The organism is Kitasatospora sp. NPDC015121 (genome assembly GCF_055562955.1).
The window spans coordinates 217,929-235,408 of sequence record NZ_JBVHEH010000011.1 but is presented as its reverse complement, the minus strand read 5'-3'; the positions used below and the strand labels follow the sequence as shown (position 1 = coordinate 235,408).

The window sequence follows — 17,480 nt, the reverse complement described above, 5'->3', positions numbered from 1 at the left end:
CCTCACGGGTGGCGCGACATCGATGACGCAACACCCATCACGTGTCACTGATGACACGGCACCGACGACACGACATTGATGCCGTGACATTGATGATGCAACACCGATGACGTGACACCAATTGCTGCGGCATTAGGCGCTCGGACATGAGTTGTCGCAGCACCGATGCCCGCTCGGTGCCCAGGAGGCTACGCGACCGGCCACGCCCGACGCACCCTCCCTCACCCGCCCGGCTCACCCATCCGGCGCACTCGGCGACCACACCCGTTCGGCCCACTCTCCCCGCGCCTCCCCGCACCCCCCTGCGCCCGTTCGCGCCCCCACCCCTGTCACCGCTGTCGCCTTGCGACATCCACAAGGAGCGTTCCACCGTGAACCGCACGCCTGATGTCCTGCTGCTCGGGGCCACCGGCACCACCGCCGGTCTGATCGCCGCTCGGCTGGCCGAGGCCGGGTACGGCCTGTTGCTCGCCGCCCGGGACACCGGGCGGGCCGAGGAGTCGGCGGGGCGGTTGGCGGCGGGGGCGGTGCGAGGGGTGCGGAGGCTGGATCTGGCGGACCCGGTGGGGGTGGCCGCGCTGGTGAGGGGCGTGCGGGTGGTGGTGAACACGGTCGGGCCGTTCGGACGGTTGGCCGGGCCGGTGATCGACGCCGCGCTGGCCGCCGGGGTTCCGTACGTGGATATCGCCAACGAGTTCGGTGCCGTGCACACCCTGCTGGAGCGGGACGCCGCCGCCCGGGAGGCCGGGGTCGCGCTGGTGACCGGTGCCGCGTTCGGGCCTGCCGCCACCGAGGCGCTGGTGCTGCGGTTGCGGGCGGCGGGCGGCGGCGTGCCGGCGGAGATCGAGGTGGCGGCCGCACCGGCCACGGCGTACGACACCGCAGGGGTGCGGGCCACCGTGGCCGAGATCCTGTCCGAGGGGGCGCTCGGCTACCGGGCGGGTGTGCTGCACCGCGAACCGCTCGGCAGCGGCGTCACCCGGGTGGTGTTCGGCGGTGCCGAGCGCACCGTGCTGCCAGCACCGCTCGGCGACCTCGCGGCCGCCCGTCACTCCGGCGGCGCCGACACCGTCACCGCGTACGCGCTGGTGCCCGGGGAGCGCGGCCCCTCCACCGGGCAGGAGCGGTCCGCCGCCTGGGCCCGGATCCGCACCGCCGACGGGCGGGTGCTGAGCGTGGAGTCGGAGTGCGGTGAGGGCTTCGCGTTCACCGCCGCCGTGGCCGCCGCCACCGTCGACCGGCTGCTCACCGGCCCCGTCCGCCCCGGCGCCTGGACGGCCTGCGGGCTGTACGGGCCCGAGCTGGTCGAGCAGGCCGGCGGGACCATCGGCGCGGTACGGGACGCGGTGCGGGACGCGGCGGTGGCCCCGTGAGTACTCGGGTCGTGCGGCTCGGCGATCGGCACGTCAACTTCCACCTGCTCGTCGACGGCACCGACCTGACGCTGGTCGATGCCGGGTTGCCCGGCCATCTCCCGCTGCTGGAGGCCGAGTTGGCGCGGATCGGGCGCCGGCTCGACGATCTGCGGGCGATCCTGGTGACGCACGGCCACCTGGACCACCTCGGCCTGGCCGGTCCGCTGGCCGCACGCACCGGGGCGCAGGTCTGGGTGCACGCCGAGGACGCCCCGCTGCTCACGGATCCGCTGCGCGGGAACGCCGCCGCGCCCACCGAGGCGAACGTCCTGCGGTACGTGCTGCGCCGCCCGTCCGCGCTCCGCTCCCCCGCGCACTTCGTCCGCCGCGGCATGCTGCGCACCCGTCCGGTCGCCGAGCCGTGGACCTTCCTGGGCGGCGAGCAACTGGACGTGCCCGGGCGGCCGTTGGCGGTGCACGTGCCCGGCCACACGGCGGGCAGTGCGGTCTTCCTGCTGCCGGGCGGCGAGGCCGCGTTCACCGGTGACGCGCTGGTCACCAGCGACACCGTCGGCGGTCGCAGCGGCCCCGGCCTGGTCTGCCGCGCCTTCACCCGGGACAGCGCGCAGGCGCTGCGCGCGCTGGAGGCGATGGCCGCGCTGGACGCCGACACCGTCCACCCCGGGCACGGCGAGCCCTGGCCCGGCGGGCTGGCCGATGCCGCCCGGCGCGCGCTGGACGCCGGTCAGGTGTAGCGGGGAGGAGGGCGAACGGGGCGGCGGGGAAAGGGTGGTGCGTCTCCGGTGCACTCCGCGGCAGGCGGGCTCGTCCGCCTGCCGCGGGCCGGGAGTCGGAGCCCGCCGCCGTGACCCCGACGACCTACCGAGGAACCCGCAACACCAGTTCGCCGGTTGCGAGTTGGTGGACGAGCGGGGCCGACCGGCGGGCTAGGAGCCGTACTCGACGAGGTAGAGGGCCAGGCCGAGGACGGTCGCCGTCAGCGCGCCGAGCAGCGCGCCCCGGGCCGGCACCCTCGGGGCGGTGACCCGGCTGCTCTCCGGCGCGGTGTCCAGCGGTACCGCCGCAGCGCCCTCCGGCCGGCGGGACGGGACTTCGACCAGCCAGGGGCGTTCCGGGTCGTAGGAGACGTCCAGGGTCCGGCCGGCCTCGAACTCGCGCAGGTGCATGACGTTGACCTTCGCCGTGGCGTGCACCCGGTACGCGGGACGTCCCTCGGGGGCGGCGGTCAGGTCCAACTTCACGGTATGGTCGGGGCCTTCGCCGATCGCCTCCGCGTTCTCTATCCGGGCGGGGGCGGGCGAGAGCGGGCCCTTCAGGTGCAGTCCGACCTGCCTGCGGCGGCCGCCGTACGTCACGGCGACGGCGAGCAGCGCCGTCCAGGGGACGAGGTTCACCCCGATGACGAACTGCTCGACCGCCGAGTCGTCCCCGCTCCCCAGCCCGCCGGCGCCCTGCACCACCGCCCCCAATTCGCCGCCCACGACGACGAACAGCAGCAGTCCCACCCAGAACATCCCCGCTCCTTCCGCTCGGCGCCCACACTCTAGGGGCAGCGGGGAAGGCGGGGGCCGCAGGGGCGGCGGGCGGCGGTCAGTAGCGGTAGCGGACGGCGTCGACGAGCTGGCCGGGCCCGAGGTCGGCGAAGCGTTCGATCTCGGCCTCGCGGACGTCGAGGACGGCCTGCCAGAGCGGGTCGCCCAGCGCGGCGCGCAGCACCTCGGACTTGCGCAGCGCGTCGACGGCCTGGTCGAGGGTGGCGGGGAGGCGTTCGGCGGTGCCGTCGGGGTCGCCGGTGGTCTCGGCGGGGAGGCGGAGGGCGGCGCCGAGGCCGGCCAGGCCGGCGGCGAGGACGCCGCCGACGGCGAGGTAGGGGTTGGCGGCGGCGTCGAAGCACTTGATCTCGGCGTTGGCCTGTTCGGGCGCGGAGCCGGTGATCAGGCGCAGTGCGGCCTCCCGGTTCTCCAGGCCCCAGCAGCGGTGCGGCCCGGACCAGCGGCCGGGGGCGAGGCGCAGGTAGCTGGCGACGGAGGGGGCGCCGAGGGCGAGCAGGGCGGGGAGTTCGGCGAGCACGCCGGCCAGGAAGGCCTCGGCCTCCCGGGTGAGGCCGTGCGGCCCGGTGCCGCCGTGGCCGAGGTTGCGGCCGTCGCGCCAGAGGCTGAGGTGCAGGTGGCCGCCGTTGCCGACGCCGTCGGGGGTGGTGACGGGGGCGAAGCTGGCGCGCAGTCCGTGCCGGAGCGAGACGGCCTGGACGGTGTGGCGGACCAGCAGGGCGGTGTCGGCGGCTTCGACGGGGCCGCCGGGGGCGACGGAGAGTTCGTACTGGCCCTCGGTGTACTCGGGGTGCAGTTGCAGGACGGTGAGCTGCTGTTCGCGCAGGGTGCGCAGCAGGTCGCGCAGGTAGTCGCTGTTGCCGATCAGGCGGCGCATGCCGTACGCGGGGCCGGGTTCGCCGCCGTCGACGATCCACTCGACCTCGATGCCGGCCCGGACGGTGAGGCCGTGGTCGGCGAGCGCGTCGGCGGCGCGGCGGGCGAAGCGGCGCTGGCAGCCGGGGTGGGGTTCGCCGTGCTGGGTCCAGCGGTCGCCGGGGGCCCAGGCCCAGCCCGGCTGGGCGGCGAGGCGGTGCAGGGCGGTGAGGTCGGGGACGAGGCGGAGGTCGCCGACCGGGCTCGCGGTGGGGGCGAGCGAGTCGTCGACCAGGAAGGCGTCGAAGCAGGGGGCGGCGCCGACGCCCCAGCGGGCGGCGGATTCCAGGCCGCGGACGGGGACGGTCTTGGCCCGGGTGACGCCGGCGTTGTCGACCCAGGTGACGATCACTCCGTCGACGCCCTCGGCCTCGATCCGGGTGGCGGCGACCCGGGCTTCGGCGGCGCGTTCGGCGGGGGGCTTCTCGGTGCTCATGGACCCATCCTGACCAGGGGTTTCGTGGCGTTCGGGGGAGCGCGCCGAGGGGTCACCCGTCCGTGGCGGCGCCCCTGTGACGCAGGTCACATCGGATGATGAAATTTCCGGGGAGCGGTTCCCCGTTTAGACATCTGTCCGCAATAAAACGGGGAGACAATCCCCAGTAGCCCGGACTAGCCTGGCCCCACCGCCACGGCTCCGGCCGACCGTCGCTCGAAGGGAGCGCAGCATGACCGTCACCACCGCCGCTCCCGTCCGGCGCGCGGACGCCGCCCGCAACCGGGCCCGCATCGTGGCCGCCGCCCGGGAGGCCTTCGTCGAGCACGGGGCGATGGCCCCGCTGGACGAGATCGCCCGCCGGGCCGGCGTCGGCAACGCCACGCTGTACCGGAACTTCGCCGACCGCCGGACGCTGATCCGCCAGGTGTCCGTCGCCGTGATGGAACGGATCGTCGCGCACGCGCACGCGGCCGTCGCCGAGGAGCCCGACTCCTTCGCGGCGTTCAGCCGCTTCGTGCACGCCGCGGCCGAGGAGCGGATCGGCGCGCTCTGTCCCCTGCTGTCCGACACGATCGACCCGAACGAACCCGAACTCGCCGAAGCGCGCGCCGAGATGAAGAAGGTCACCGAGGACCTGATCGCCCGCGCCCAGGCCGACGGCCTGCTCCGCACCGACGTCGGAGCCGGCGACGTCGTCGTCGCCATGGCCCAGCTCACCCGACCGCTCCCCGGCTTCGGCTGCCTCGACCTGGACCCGCACGTCCGGCGTCACCTGCAGTTGCTGCTGGACGGCCTGCGGGCTCCCGCACCGTCCGCGCTGCCCGGCCGTGCCGCGACCCTGGAGGACCTCACGCCCCGCGCCTGACGCCGCCCGACGGCGACCGGGGCCGGACCACGATCCCGACCCCACCCCTTGACCTCTCGACGGGACGCCCCTGACGGGCCGCGGTCCCGCACGCTCTCCGTACGCCCTCGCACACACAAGTGGGTACCTCCATGTCTGACACCCTCCAGCCGGATCCGCGCCGGTGGAAGGCCCTCGTCTTCATCGCCCTCGCGCAGCTGATGGTCGTCCTCGACGCGACCGTGGTGAACATCGCCCTCCCGCACGCCAAGCAGGACCTCGGCTTCGCCGACAGCACCACCCAGTGGGTCATCACCGCCTACGCCCTGGCCTTCGGCAGCCTGCTGCTCTTCGGCGGCAGGGTCGCCGACCTGTGGGGCCGCCGCCGGACCTTCACGGTCGGCCTGGTCGGCTTCGCCGCGGCCTCCGCGCTGGGCGGCGCCGCCGCCAACACCGCGATGCTGCTCGGCGCCCGCGCCCTGCAGGGCGTGTTCGGCGCGCTGCTGGCGCCCGCCGCGCTGTCGCTGCTGGCCGTGATGTTCACCGACGGCAAGGAGCGCGCCAAGGCGTTCGGCATCTACGGCGCGGTCGCCGGCGGTGGCGGCGCGATCGGCCTGATCCTGGGCGGCGCGCTCACCGAGTACCTGAACTGGCGCTGGACCTTCTACGTCAACATCCCGTTCGCGGCGGTGGCCATCGCCGGCGCGCTGATGGTCATCCGCGAGCCCGCCGTCGGCCGCAACAGCAACCGGCTGGACATCCCGGGCGTGCTGCTGGTCACCACCGGCCTGGTCTCCCTGGTCTACGGCTTCACCCGCGCCGAGCAGGAGGGCTGGGGCGACGCCAGCACCATCGGCCTGTTCCTCGCCGCCGCCGTGCTGCTGATCGCGTTCGTGGTCGTCGAGGGCCGGGTCAAGGCCCCGCTGCTGCCGCTGCGCGTGATCACCGACCGCAACCGCGGCGGCGTCTACCTCTCGCTCGGCATGGCCGTGATCGGCATGTTCGGCCTGTTCCTCTTCCTCACCCTCTACATGCAGGGCGTGCTCGGCTACAAGCCGCTGGTCAACGGCTTCGCCTTCCTCCCGATGGTGGCCGGCATGATCATCGGCTCCACCCAGATCGGCGCCCGCCTGATGACCCGGGTCCCGGCCCGGTACCTGATGGCGCCCGGCTTCGTGGTCGCCTCGCTCGGCCTGCTGATCCTGACCCAGATCGACGTCGGCACCTCGTACTGGCAGATCCTGCCCGGCCTGGTCCTGATGGGCCTCGGCATGGGCACCGCGTTCATGCCCGCGATGAGCCTGGCCACCTACGGCGTCCAGCCGCGGGACGCCGGTGTCGCCTCCGCGATGGTCAACACCTCGCAGCAGGTCGGCGGCGCGATCGGCACCGCGCTGCTGAGCACCGTCGCGCACAGCGCCGGCACCTCCTGGGCCAAGTCGCACGCGGCCGCCGCCACCGACCCGCAGCTGTTCCAGCTCCAGGCGCAGGTGCACTCCTACTCCGTCGCGATCTGGGCGGCCTTCGGCATCCTGCTGCTGGCCGGCGTCACCGCCTTCGCCCTGATCAACGCCGGCAAGCCGGAGCACCACGCAGAGGGCGCCGACGCCGAGGACGCCGTCCCGGTCATGGCGCACTGACGCACCGGCACCACCCGCACCACCCACACGCGCGAGCGGCCCGCCCGGAACCCTCCGGGCGGGCCGCTCGCGCGTTTCAGCGTGCGTAGCGCTTGAGCTCCTCGGTGTCGAGGGTGACACCGATCGGGTCGGGCAGGACGACCTCGTGGCCGTAGGCCAGCGTCGCGACGCTCTCGTAGCGGCCGTCCTTCGGCTCGCTGTGGACGGTCACCGCGCCCGCGTCGCGATCGATCAGCAGGTAGACCGGGATCCCGGCCTCGGCGTACGCCACCGGCTTCTCGACCCGGTCGCGCTGGTGGGTGTCGGAGTCGTAGGACGTCACCTCCACGACCATCAACACCGGGTCGGGGTCGGCCCACTCGCCCTGCCCGGCAAAGGCTCCGTCCTCGGCGAGCGCGCCGTCGGGCTTCGCGTGACCGCCCCGGTAGCGGTCCACCCTCAGCCCCTGCTCCGCGTACAGCCACAGGTCGGGGCGGTGCTGCATGCAGCGCTTCGAAACCCAGCGGATGATTTCGCCGTGGTCGCCGTCGGGCACCGGCTTGACTCCGATCCTGCCGTTGATGAACTCGAGCACCACGTCCTCCCGCTCAGCCGCTGTGGCGATCCCTCTGAACTGGTCGGGTTCCATCTGCGGGCGCTCAGTCGTCATGACAGCCATGGTGTCCTCCCTCGGCAGTTGCGGCCACAGTATGGACCCGACGTCGTCCCGCCGCGCCGCGCTTGCCCCTTCCTACCCGTCGGTAGCTGGGCTACAGTGTCCGCACGCGTCAGCGCCGGGCTTCGGGAGCCGCACCGGCGGATCGCGTTCTCTTCTCCTGTGTGCGCGTCGGCGTCGCTCCACGACCCGTTCGGAGCGCCTGAGCACCACGGCACAGCCCCTCGACGGAACCGGAGCGGACCGGTCCGTACGGCGGGGCGCCGCTGTTCTTCTTCCGTTCCCGTTTCTCCCGTGCCGTCGGCACTCCCTCCCCCGTCACACCCTCCGTCCGGGTTCGCGTCGTCGCGGCCGGGCGGTGGCGGGGGCCGCGGCACGGGCCATGACCTAAGGAGTCTGGACAATGGAGCGTCCTTTTCCCACTGTCGCCGTGGTCGGCCTGGGCACCATGGGTGCCGGAGTGGCCGTGGCGCTGGCGCGCGGCGGGCGGCGGGTGATCGGCGTGGAGGCCGGCCCGACGCAGGCGCTGCGGGCGCTGGACCGGATCGAGGCGTCGACCGCGCGGGCGGTGGAGCGCGGCCGGCTGGAGGCCGCGGAGCGGGCGGAGCTGCTGGCGCTGATCGAGGTCGGTGACGACCTGGGCGCGGTGGCGGCGGCCGACCTGGTGATCGAGGAGGTGCCGGAGGACCTGGAGCTGAAGCGGGCGCTGTTCGCCGAGCTGGACCGGATCTGCCCGCCGGAGACGGTGCTGGCGACCGGGACGACGGCGCTGAGCGTGACCCGGATCGCGGCGGCCACCGCCCGTCCGGAGCGGGTGCTGGGGGTGCACTTCTTCAACCCAGTGCACACGATGCGCCTGGTGGAGGTGGTCCGCACGGTGCTGACCGACCCGCAGGCGGCCGAGCAGGTCGCCGAGTTGGCGCGCGACCTGGGCAAGGAGCCGGTGGCGGCGGGCGACCGGGCGGGGTTCATCGCGAACGGGCTGCTGTTCGCGTACCTGAACCAGGCGGCGGCGATGTTCGAGTCCCGGTACGCGACCCGGGAGGACATCGACGCGGCGATGCGGCTGGGCTGCGGCCTGCCGATGGGCCCGCTGGCGCTGCTGGACCTGATCGGCGTGGACACCGCCCGCACCGTGCTGGAGGCGATGTACGCGCAGTCGAAGGACCGGCTGCACGCGCCGGCGCCGGTGCTGGGGCAGCTGGTCGCGGCGGGCCTGCTGGGCCGCAAGTCGGGCCGCGGCTTCTACACGTACGAGGCCCCCGGCTCGTCGAAGGTGGTGGAGGAGCGGCGGGCGGACGCGGCGCCGCGGGCGGCCGGGCGCGAGGTGCGCACCGTCGGGGTGTGCGGCAGCGGGACGATGGCGACCGGCATCGTGGAGGTGTTCGCGAAGGCGGGCTTCCCGGTGCTGCTGGCGGCCCGCAGCCGGGAGAAGGCGGAGCGGGCGAAGGAGCAGCTGGCGAAGTCGCTGGAGCGTTCGGTGGTCAAGGGCCGGCTGACCGGGGAGGCCCGGGACGCGGCGCTGGCGCTGGTCACGCCGACCGGTTCGTACGGCGACCTGGCGGAGGCCGACCTGCTGGTGGAGGCGGTGGCGGAGGACCTGGCGGTGAAGCGCGAGCTGTTCGCGGCGCTGGACGCGGTCGCCAAGCCGGGCGCGGTGCTGGCGACCACCACCTCCTCGCTGCCGGTGATCTCGTGCGCGACGGCGACCTCGCGGCCGCGCGACGTGGTGGGGATGCACTTCTTCAACCCGGCGCCGGCGATGAAGCTGGTGGAGGTGGTCTCCACGGTGCTGACCGCCGGGGACGTCACGGCGACGGTGCTGGAGCTGTGCGCGAAGGTGGGCAAGCGCCCGGTGGAGTGCGGCGACCGGGCCGGTTTCATCGTGAACGCGCTGCTGTTCCCGTACCTGAACGACGCGGTGCGGATGCTGCAGGAGCACTACGCGACGGTGGACGACATCGACACCGCGATGAAGTTGGGCTGCGGCTACCCGATGGGCCCGTTCGAGTTGCTGGACGTGGTGGGGCTGGACGTGTCGCTGACCATCGAGCAGGTGCTGCACCAGGAGTTCCGCGAGCCGGGGCTGGCGGCGGCGCCGCTGCTGGAGCACCTGGTGGCGGCGGGCTGCCTGGGGCGCAAGACGGGGCGTGGTTTCCGCGACCACGCACGGCGATGACCGACCGTCCGGTGCCCGCTCCGCAGGGGCGGCCGTCCCCGGCCGGTGGGGTCAACCCGCTTGCGGCGAAGCCTCCTTGGGGGACGGGGGCGGTGTCCGCGCGGTGGCCGCGGCCGGCCGTGGCGCCGCCGGTGGCGCCGGTGCGCAGGGGCAGGCCGGTCGGCGGCGCGCCGGGGGCGTGTAGCGTTCCGGGCATGGATCGCCAGACCTCGCCCGCCCAGCAGCAGCCGGCCGCCGGGCCCGACCAGTCGCGTACGGGTGCGGAGTCCGGGCCGGGCAGTCGCCGGGCCGCCGCCCAGCGGCTGCAGATGCGCCAGGACCTGACCGCCTCGGCGATGGAGCTGTTCGCCACGCAGGGGTACGAGGAGACGACGGTCGACCAGATCGCGGCCGCCGCGGGGGTCGCCCGACGGACCTTCTTCCGGTACTTCCGGTCGAAGGAGGAGGCGATCTTCCCGGACCACGACGACACCCTGGTGCGGGTGGCGGACCTGCTGGCCAGCGCGGACGCCGAGGAGCACCCGCTGGACGTGGTGTGCCGCGGCATCAAGGAGGTGCTGCGGATGTACGCCTCCACGCCGGAGATGTCGGTGGCCCGCTACCAGCTGATCCGGCAGGTCCCGGCGCTGCGCGAGCGCGAGATCGCGGTGGTGTCCCGGTACGAACGGCTGTTCACCCGCTACCTGCTGGGCCGGTTCGACGCGGCGGAGCAGACGCCGCCGGGCTGGCAGCGCGGCGGGGACGACGACTCGATGCTGGCGGAGGTGTCGGCGGCGGCGGTGGTCGCGGCGCACAACCACGTGCTGCGGCGCTGGCTGCGGGCCGGCGGGCACGGTGACGTGGAGGCGCAGCTCGACCACTCCTTCGGGGTGATCCGGGGGACGTTCTGGCCGACTCCGCCGAGCGGGGCGCGCCGCCGCGGCGCCACGCTGGCACCCGGTGCCAGTGGGGAGGGTGGGGAGGCCGAGGCGGTGAGCGCACTGAGTGCCAGTCCGGGCGGTGAGGTACTGATCACAGTCGCCCGGACGGACGCGCCGCTGGAGGTCGTGGTGGATTCCATCCGTGCCGCCCTGGCGGGCCGAACTTCCGCGTAATCCAGGCGGTTTCCGCAGATCACCAGCTGTTTCGAAGGCCCGTTCCCGGTTTCGGGGACGGGCCTTCGGCGCGTCCGGGCGGGTCGCGCGCCGCGTGTCCTGGCTCACCCCAGAACTTGGCACCCCGTGTCTTTACGAGTGGCACAGGGTGCCACTACCGTGTTCCCACCGGCTGCGGCGCCGCGGCTCCCCACCTCGGCGCGCCGTCTTCCGGCGTCCCCTACCGAGGGGGCGTGAACCAGCAGCACCCACGCGACACCACCCGACCGTCGCACCCGCAGCACCCACCCGACCCTCAGCGAAGCCGGTGTCCGCTCCCGGCTCCCCCAGACGCCCTGTGTCCCTCGCACAGGTACGCCTTCGGAGGCAGCCATGCAGGAAATTCTCGACGCGATCCTCAGCGGCGACGCCACGTCCGCCGACTACGCCGCCCTGGCGCTGCCCGAGTCCTACCGGGCGGTGACGCTCCACAAGGACGAGGAGCAGATGTTCGCCGGCCTGGCCAGCCGGGACAAGGACCCGCGCAAGTCGCTCCACCTGGACGACGTGCCGCTGCCCGAACTCGGCCCGGGCGAGGCCCTGGTGGCCGTGATGGCCAGCTCGGTGAACTACAACACGGTGTGGAGCTCGATCTTCGAGCCGGTCTCCACCTTCGGCTTCCTGGAGCGCTACGGCCGCCTCTCGCCGCTGACGAAGCGTCACGACCTGCCGTACCACGTGCTCGGTTCCGACCTGGCGGGCGTGGTGCTGCGGACCGGCGCCGGCGTCAACGCCTGGAAGCCGGGCGACGAGGTCGTCGCGCACTGCCTGTCCGTCGAGCTGGAGTCCCCCGACGGCCACAACGACACGATGATGGACCCGGAGCAGCGGATCTGGGGCTTCGAGACCAACTTCGGCGGCCTGGCCCAGATCGCCCTGGTGAAGACCAACCAGCTGCTGCCCAAGCCGAAGCACCTGACCTGGGAGGAGGCCGCCTCCCCCGGCCTGGTCAACTCCACCGCCTACCGGCAGCTGGTCTCGCGCAACGGCGCGGGCATGAAGCAGGGCGACAACGTGCTGATCTGGGGGGCGAGCGGCGGCCTCGGCTCGTACGCCACCCAGTACGCGCTGGCCGGCGGCGCCACCCCGATCTGCGTGGTCTCCAGCCCGCAGAAGGCGGACATCTGCCGGGCGATGGGCGCCGAGGCGATCATCGACCGCTCCGCCGAGGGCTACCGGTTCTGGAAGGACGAGAACAACCAGGACCCGCGCGAGTGGAAGCGGCTGGGCGCGAAGATCCGCGAGTTCACCGGCGGCGAGGACGTCGACATCGTCTTCGAGCACCCGGGCCGGGAGACCTTCGGCGCCTCGGTGTACGTCACCCGCAAGGGCGGCACCATCGTGACCTGCGCCTCCACCTCCGGCTACATGCACCAGTACGACAACCGCTACCTGTGGATGTCGCTGAAGCGGATCGTCGGCTCGCACTTCGCCAACTACCGCGAGGCCTTCGAGGCGAACCGGCTGGTCGCCAAGGGCAGGATCCACCCGACCCTGTCGAAGGTCTACGCGCTGGAGGAGACCGGCCAGGCCGCCCTGGACGTGCACCACAACAAGCACCAGGGCAAGGTCGGCGTGCTCTGCCTGGCCCCGCAGGAGGGCCTGGGCGTGCGCGACCACGCGCTGCGCGAGCAGCACCTCACCAAGATCAACGCCTTCCGGGACGTCTGATGGGCGCCCGGGAACGCGACCGCCCCTGGCTGATGCGCACCTACGCCGGGCACTCCACCGCGAGCGACTCCAACGCGCTGTACCGGCGCAACCTCGCCAAGGGGCAGACCGGCCTGTCGGTGGCCTTCGACCTGCCGACCCAGACCGGCTACGACTCGGACCACGTGCTGGCCCGCGGCGAGGTCGGCCGGGTCGGCGTGCCGGTCGGGCACCTGGGCGACATGCGGACCCTGTTCGACGGGATCCCGCTGGAGCGCACCAACACCTCGATGACCATCAACGCCACCGCGATGTGGCTGCTGGCGCTGTACCAGGTGGTCGCCGAGGAGCAGGGCGCGGACGTCGCCAAGCTGACCGGCACCACCCAGAACGACATCGTCAAGGAGTACCTGTCGCGCGGGACGCACGTCTTCCCGCCCGGCCCGTCGGTGCGGCTGATCACCGACATGATCGCCTACACGGTGGCGCACCTCCCGAAGTGGAACCCGATCAACATCTGCAGCTACCACCTGCAGGAGGCCGGGGCGACGCCGGTCCAGGAGATCGCCTACTCGATGTGCACCGCGATCGCCGTCCTGGACGCCGTCCGCGACTCCGGGCAGGTCCCGGCCGAGCGGATGGGCGAGGTGGTCGGCCGGATCTCCTTCTTCGTGAACGCGGGCGTCCGCTTCGTCGAGGAGATGTGCAAGATGCGGGCGTTCAACCGGCTGTGGGAGAAGGTCACCCGGGAGCGCTACGGCATCGAGGACGCCAAGCAGCGCCGGTTCCGCTACGGCGTGCAGGTCAACTCGCTGGGCCTGACCGAGGCGCAGCCGGAGAACAACGTCCAGCGGATCGTGCTGGAGATGCTGGCCGTCACGCTCTCCAAGGACGCCCGGGCGCGGGCCGTCCAGCTCCCGGCCTGGAACGAGGCGCTGGGCCTGCCGCGGCCGTGGGACCAGCAGTGGTCGCTGCGGATCCAGCAGGTGCTGGCGTACGAGTCGGACCTGCTGGAGTACGGCGACCTGTTCGACGGCTCGCACGTGGTCGAGGCGAAGACCGCCGAGCTGCTGGCCGGCGCCGAGGCGGAGATCGCCAAGGTGCTGGGGATGGGCGGGGTGATCCCGGCCGTCGAGTCCGGCTACCTGAAGTCGAACCTGGTGGCCTCGCACGCCGAGCGGCGGGCCCGGATCGAGGCGGGCGAGGACCGGATCGTCGGCGTCAACTGCTTCGAGGGCACCGAGGAGAACCCGCTCACCGCGGACCTGGACGCCGCGATCATGGTGGTCGACCCGGCGTCCGAGCGCTCGGTGCTGGCCAACCTGGCCGCCTGGCGGGCCGGGCGGGACGAGGCCGCGGTGCGGGCCGCGCTGGCCCGGCTGAAGGAGGTGGCGGCCACCGACGAGAACCTGATGGCGGCCACCCTGGCGTGCGCCCGGGCGGGCGCCACCACCGGCGAGTGGTCGTTCGCGCTGCGCGAGGTGTTCGGCGAGTACCGGGCGCCCACCGGTGTCGGCGGCGCCCCGGTCGCGGTCGCGGCCGAGCCGGGCGGCGAGCTGGCCGCCGTGCGGGAGGCGGTCGCCGCGACCGCCGCCGAGCTGGGCGCCGGCAAGCTGCGCCTGCTGGTCGGCAAGCCCGGCCTGGACGGGCACTCCAACGGCGCCGAGCAGATCGCCGTGCGGGCCCGCGACGCCGGCTTCGAGGTGGTCTACCAGGGCATCCGGCTGACGCCCGAGCAGATCGTCTCGGCGGCCGTCGCCGAGGACGTCCACTGCGTGGGCCTGTCGATCCTCTCCGGGGCGCACCCGGAGCTTGTGCCCGACGTCATACAGCGGTTGGGCCGGGCCGGGGTGGAGGATGTGCCGGTGATCGTGGGCGGCATCATCCCGGCAGCGGACGCGGAGGTCCTGCGGGCCGCCGGGGTGGCCGCCGTGTTCACGCCCAAGGACTTCGGCATCACCACCATCATCGGCCGGATCGTGGACGAGATCCGGCTGGCCAACAGGCTCCAGCCGTGGGCCGCGGCCACCGCCGCGACCAGCTGACCCCGGAAGGAACTCCCCTCACATGAGCGTCAACCGCCTCCGTCCGCGCCGTTCCTGCCTGGCCGTGCCCGGCAGCAACCCGCGCTTCCTGGAGAAGGCCCAGGGCCTGCCCGCCGACCAGGTCTTCCTCGACCTGGAGGACGCCTGTGCCCCGCTGGTCAAGGAGAGCGCCCGCCACCACATCGTGGACGCCCTCAACAACGGCGACTGGGGCGGCAAGACCCGGGTTGTCCGGGTCAACGACTGGACCACGCACTGGACCTACCGCGACGTGATCACCGTCGTCGAGGGCGCCGGCCAGAACCTGGACTGCATCATGCTGCCCAAGGTGCAGGACGCCCAGCAGGTGGTCGCGCTCGACCTGCTGCTCACCCAGATCGAGAAGACGGTCGGCCTGGAGGTCGGCAAGATCGGCATCGAGGCGCAGATCGAGAACGCCAGGGGCCTGGTCGAGGTCGACGCGATCGCCGCCGCCTCGCCCCGGCTGGAGACCATCATCTTCGGCCCGGCGGACTTCATGGCGTCCATCAACATGAAGTCGCTGGTGGTCGGCGAGCAGCCGCCCGGCTACGGCGCGGACGCCTACCACTACATCCTGATGCGCATCCTGATGGCCGCCCGCGCCAACGACCTGCAGGCGATCGACGGCCCCTACCTGCAGATCCGCAACCAGGAGGGCTACCGCGAGGTGGCCCGCCGCTCGGCCGCGCTCGGCTTCGACGGCAAGTGGGTGCTGCACCCGGACCAGGTCGCCGCCGCGAACGAGATCTACTCGCCCTCGCAGGAGGACTACGACCACGCCGAGCTGATCCTGGACGCCTACGACTGGTGCACCTCGGAGGCCGGCGGCGCGAAGGGCTCGGCGATGCTCGGCGACGAGATGATCGACGAGGCCAGCCGCAAGATGGCCCTGGTCATCGCGGGCAAGGGCCGGGCCGCCGGCCTGGAGCGCACCACCAAGTTCGAGATCCCGGAGGCGTGACGCCATGCAGTTCGGACGCACCTACGAGGAGTTCGAGGTCGGCGCGGTCTACAAGCACTGGCCCGGCAAGACCGTCACCGAGTACGACGACCACCTGTTCTGCCTGCTCACGATGAACCACCACCCGCTGCACCTGGACGCCAACTACGCGACCACCACCGTGCAGGGCAGGAACGTCGTGGTCGGCAACTACGTCTACTCGCTGCTGCTCGGCATGTCCGTCCCGGACGTGTCCGGCAAGGCGATCGCCAACCTGGAGATCGAGTCGCTGCGGCACGTGGCGCCGACCTTCCACGGCGACACGCTGTACGGCGAAACCACGGTCCTCGACAAGCGCATGACATCGAAGCCGGATCGCGGCATCGTGTACGTCGAGACCAAGGGCTACAAGCAGGACGGCACCGTCGTCTGCACCTTCCGCCGCAAGGTGATGGTGCCGACCGAGACGTACGTGAAGGAGCGCGGGGGCGAGCAGCCCGGCCGCCCCGAGCCGCTCGCCTGACCGGCCCCAGAGCCCCGGAACGGGCCGGCCGCCGTCATCGGCCGCGCCCGCACCCGGTTCCCGGGGGCTCCGCGGCAGCCACGCGCCGCGGAGCCCCCCAACCCCACCCTCATCATCTTCACGAGCATTCACGGAGCCGCACGATGGGACGCCTCGCACAGACCGACGGCCTCACCGAGATCCAGCGGGACATCCTCGCCACCGTGCGGGAGTTCGTCGACAAGGAGATCATCCCGGTCGCCACCGAACTGGAGCACCGGGACGAGTACCCGACCGCCATCGTCGAGGGCATGAAGCAGCTCGGCCTGTTCGGGCTGACCATCCCCGAGGAGTACGGCGGCCTCGGCGAGTCGCTGCTCACCTACGCCCTGGTGGTGGAGGAGATCGCCCGCGGCTGGATGTCGGTCTCCGGCATCGTCAACACCCACTTCATCGTGGCGCACATGATCAACGCGCACGGCACCCAGGAGCAGAAGGACCACTTCCTGCCCAGGATGGCGGCCGGCGAGCTGCGCGGCGCCTTCTCGATGTCCGAGCCGGGCCTGGGCTCGGACGTCTCGGCGATCTCCACCAAGGGCGTCCGGGACGGCGAGCACTACGTCCTGAACGGCCAGAAGATGTGGCTGACCAACGGCGGCACGTCCAGCCTCGTCGCGGTGCTCTGCCGGACCGACGAGGGCGGCAGCACCCCGTACAAGAACATGACCACCTTCCTGATCGAGAAGACCCCCGGCTTCGGGCCGAACGCCGCGGTGCCCGGCCTGACCGTCCCGGGCAAGATCGAGAAGATGGGCTACAAGGGCGTCGACACCACCGAGCTGGTGCTGCAGGACGTCCGGGTCCCGGCCGACCGGGTCCTCGGCGGCGTCCCGGGCAGGGGCTTCTACCAGATGATGGACGGCGTCGAGGTCGGGCGGGTCAACGTGGCCGCGCGCGGCTGCGGGGTGGCCCGGCGGGCGTTCGAGCTGGGCATCGCGTACGCGCAGCAGCGGGTCACCTTCGGCAAGAAGATCGCCGAGCACCAGGCGATCCAGTTCAAGCTGGCCGAGATGGCCACCAAGGTCGAGGCCGCGCACCAGATGATGGTGATGGCCGCCCGCAAGAAGGACAGCGGGCAGCGCAACGACCTGGAGGCCGGGATGGCCAAGTACCTGGCCTCCGAGTACTGCAAGGAGGTCGTCGAGGACTCCTTCCGGATCCACGGCGGCTACGGCTTCTCCAAGGAGTACGAGATCGAGCGGCTGTACCGGGAGGCCCCGATGCTGCTGATCGGTGAAGGTACGGCGGAGATCCAGAAGATGATCGTGGGACGCCGGCTCCTGGAGGAGTACCGGCTCGCCGACTGAACCGCCCCTCCCGGTGCGGGCGGTGGGCGTGCGGCCCGCCGTCCGCGCCGCGCCGGGTCCGCCCCGGCCTGGTCAGCCGATCCACGGGCGGGAACGGCGCCCGAGGCGTGCGCCCCGCGCGGTTGCCCCCCCCCCCGCCCGGCGGCCCCCCCCCCCCCCCCCGGGGCACACCCCCCCCCCAGAGACGGGAAAACACCCCGCCCCCCCCCCCCTATGGGCAACCC

The 17,480-nt window shown here is 72.9% G+C and carries 14 protein-coding genes; 11 read left to right on the top strand and 3 right to left on the bottom strand.

Annotated features, from left to right (window positions below; genetic code table 11):
• The first annotated feature begins 371 nt into the window (after positions 1-371).
• Together ACZ3J7_RS18425 and ACZ3J7_RS18420 are read left to right on the top strand one after the other, a co-directional pair.
• Positions 372-1,373, top strand: coding sequence for a saccharopine dehydrogenase NADP-binding domain-containing protein (locus ACZ3J7_RS18425; protein ID WP_465621991.1), 1,002 nt, complete (start codon positions 372-374; stop codon positions 1,371-1,373).
• Complete coding sequence (locus ACZ3J7_RS18420; RefSeq protein WP_465621989.1) at positions 1,370-2,110, top strand: MBL fold metallo-hydrolase; 741 nt, start codon at positions 1,370-1,372, stop codon at positions 2,108-2,110. Before ACZ3J7_RS18425 ends, ACZ3J7_RS18420 begins: the two co-directional genes overlap by 4 nt.
• A gap of 192 nt (positions 2,111-2,302) precedes the next feature.
• On the opposite strand, the gene ACZ3J7_RS18415 is transcribed toward ACZ3J7_RS18420, so the two are convergent.
• Entirely contained in the window at positions 2,303-2,890 is a 588-nt protein-coding gene (locus ACZ3J7_RS18415) for a hypothetical protein (RefSeq protein WP_465621986.1), read from the bottom strand.
• A gap of 76 nt (positions 2,891-2,966) precedes the next feature.
• Positions 2,967-4,277, bottom strand: a complete 1,311-nt coding sequence (locus ACZ3J7_RS18410; RefSeq protein ID WP_465621984.1) for a type I glutamate--ammonia ligase — start codon at positions 4,275-4,277, stop codon at positions 2,967-2,969.
• Positions 4,278-4,509: 232 nt separating this feature from the next.
• Between ACZ3J7_RS18410 and ACZ3J7_RS18405 the strand changes: the two genes are divergently transcribed.
• Together ACZ3J7_RS18405 and ACZ3J7_RS18400 are read left to right on the top strand one after the other, a co-directional pair.
• A complete protein-coding gene (locus tag ACZ3J7_RS18405) occupies positions 4,510-5,145 on the top strand; it encodes a TetR/AcrR family transcriptional regulator (RefSeq protein WP_465621982.1) in 636 nt (211 codons plus the stop codon).
• Between the two features lie 131 nt (positions 5,146-5,276).
• On the top strand, positions 5,277-6,764 hold the full coding sequence (locus tag ACZ3J7_RS18400; protein ID WP_465621980.1) for an MFS transporter: 1,488 nt from the start codon (positions 5,277-5,279) through the stop codon (positions 6,762-6,764).
• Between the two features lie 76 nt (positions 6,765-6,840).
• Here ACZ3J7_RS18400 and ACZ3J7_RS18395 read toward each other — a convergent pair whose 3' ends face one another.
• Positions 6,841-7,422 carry a Uma2 family endonuclease gene (locus tag ACZ3J7_RS18395; RefSeq protein ID WP_465621977.1) on the bottom strand — a complete coding sequence of 194 codons (582 nt, stop codon included), beginning with the start codon at positions 7,420-7,422 and terminating at the stop codon, positions 6,841-6,843.
• A 400-nt stretch (positions 7,423-7,822) separates the two neighbouring features.
• Here ACZ3J7_RS18395 and ACZ3J7_RS18390 point away from each other — a divergent pair, with 400 nt between their 5' ends.
• The 7 genes from ACZ3J7_RS18390 (at position 7,823) to ACZ3J7_RS18360 (ending at position 17,256) form a co-directional block, all read left to right on the top strand.
• The gene (locus tag ACZ3J7_RS18390; protein WP_465621975.1) at positions 7,823-9,598 is read left to right on the top strand and encodes a 3-hydroxyacyl-CoA dehydrogenase family protein; all 1,776 of its coding nucleotides are present in this window, start codon (positions 7,823-7,825) and stop codon (positions 9,596-9,598) included.
• A gap of 194 nt (positions 9,599-9,792) precedes the next feature.
• The gene (locus ACZ3J7_RS18385; protein WP_465621973.1) at positions 9,793-10,692 is read left to right on the top strand and encodes a TetR family transcriptional regulator; all 900 of its coding nucleotides are present in this window, start codon (positions 9,793-9,795) and stop codon (positions 10,690-10,692) included.
• 372 nt (positions 10,693-11,064) lie between these two features.
• Positions 11,065-12,402 (top strand): crotonyl-CoA carboxylase/reductase, encoded by a 1,338-nt coding sequence (gene ccrA, locus ACZ3J7_RS18380; RefSeq protein ID WP_465621971.1) that lies wholly within the window; start codon positions 11,065-11,067, stop codon positions 12,400-12,402.
• Complete coding sequence (locus ACZ3J7_RS18375) at positions 12,402-14,426, top strand: protein meaA (protein WP_465621969.1); 2,025 nt, start codon at positions 12,402-12,404, stop codon at positions 14,424-14,426. Before ccrA ends, ACZ3J7_RS18375 begins: the two co-directional genes overlap by 1 nt.
• Positions 14,427-14,448: 22 nt before the next feature.
• Positions 14,449-15,408, top strand: a complete 960-nt coding sequence (locus ACZ3J7_RS18370) for an HpcH/HpaI aldolase/citrate lyase family protein (RefSeq protein WP_465621967.1) — start codon at positions 14,449-14,451, stop codon at positions 15,406-15,408.
• A 4-nt stretch (positions 15,409-15,412) separates the two neighbouring features.
• Complete coding sequence (locus ACZ3J7_RS18365; protein WP_465621965.1) at positions 15,413-15,910, top strand: MaoC family dehydratase; 498 nt, start codon at positions 15,413-15,415, stop codon at positions 15,908-15,910.
• Between the two features lie 143 nt (positions 15,911-16,053).
• Entirely contained in the window at positions 16,054-17,256 is a 1,203-nt protein-coding gene (locus ACZ3J7_RS18360) for an acyl-CoA dehydrogenase family protein (RefSeq protein ID WP_465621963.1), read from the top strand.
• Positions 17,257-17,480 lie beyond the last annotated feature (224 nt).

Coding starts and splice junctions, on each gene's coding strand:
- ACZ3J7_RS18400 (WP_465621980.1), top strand. CDS start 5,277: ATGTCTGACACCCTCCAGCCGGATCCGCGCCGGTGGAAGGCCCTCGTC.
- ACZ3J7_RS18415 (WP_465621986.1), bottom strand. CDS start 2,890: ATGTTCTGGGTGGGACTGCTGCTGTTCGTCGTCGTGGGCGGCGAATTG.
- ccrA (WP_465621971.1), top strand. CDS start 11,065: ATGCAGGAAATTCTCGACGCGATCCTCAGCGGCGACGCCACGTCCGCC.
- ACZ3J7_RS18395 (WP_465621977.1), bottom strand. CDS start 7,422: ATGGCTGTCATGACGACTGAGCGCCCGCAGATGGAACCCGACCAGTTC.
- ACZ3J7_RS18385 (WP_465621973.1), top strand. CDS start 9,793: ATGGATCGCCAGACCTCGCCCGCCCAGCAGCAGCCGGCCGCCGGGCCC.
- ACZ3J7_RS18370 (WP_465621967.1), top strand. CDS start 14,449: ATGAGCGTCAACCGCCTCCGTCCGCGCCGTTCCTGCCTGGCCGTGCCC.
- ACZ3J7_RS18365 (WP_465621965.1), top strand. CDS start 15,413: ATGCAGTTCGGACGCACCTACGAGGAGTTCGAGGTCGGCGCGGTCTAC.
- ACZ3J7_RS18410 (WP_465621984.1), bottom strand. CDS start 4,277: ATGAGCACCGAGAAGCCCCCCGCCGAACGCGCCGCCGAAGCCCGGGTC.
- ACZ3J7_RS18405 (WP_465621982.1), top strand. CDS start 4,510: ATGACCGTCACCACCGCCGCTCCCGTCCGGCGCGCGGACGCCGCCCGC.
- ACZ3J7_RS18360 (WP_465621963.1), top strand. CDS start 16,054: ATGGGACGCCTCGCACAGACCGACGGCCTCACCGAGATCCAGCGGGAC.
- ACZ3J7_RS18390 (WP_465621975.1), top strand. CDS start 7,823: ATGGAGCGTCCTTTTCCCACTGTCGCCGTGGTCGGCCTGGGCACCATG.
- ACZ3J7_RS18375 (WP_465621969.1), top strand. CDS start 12,402: ATGGGCGCCCGGGAACGCGACCGCCCCTGGCTGATGCGCACCTACGCC.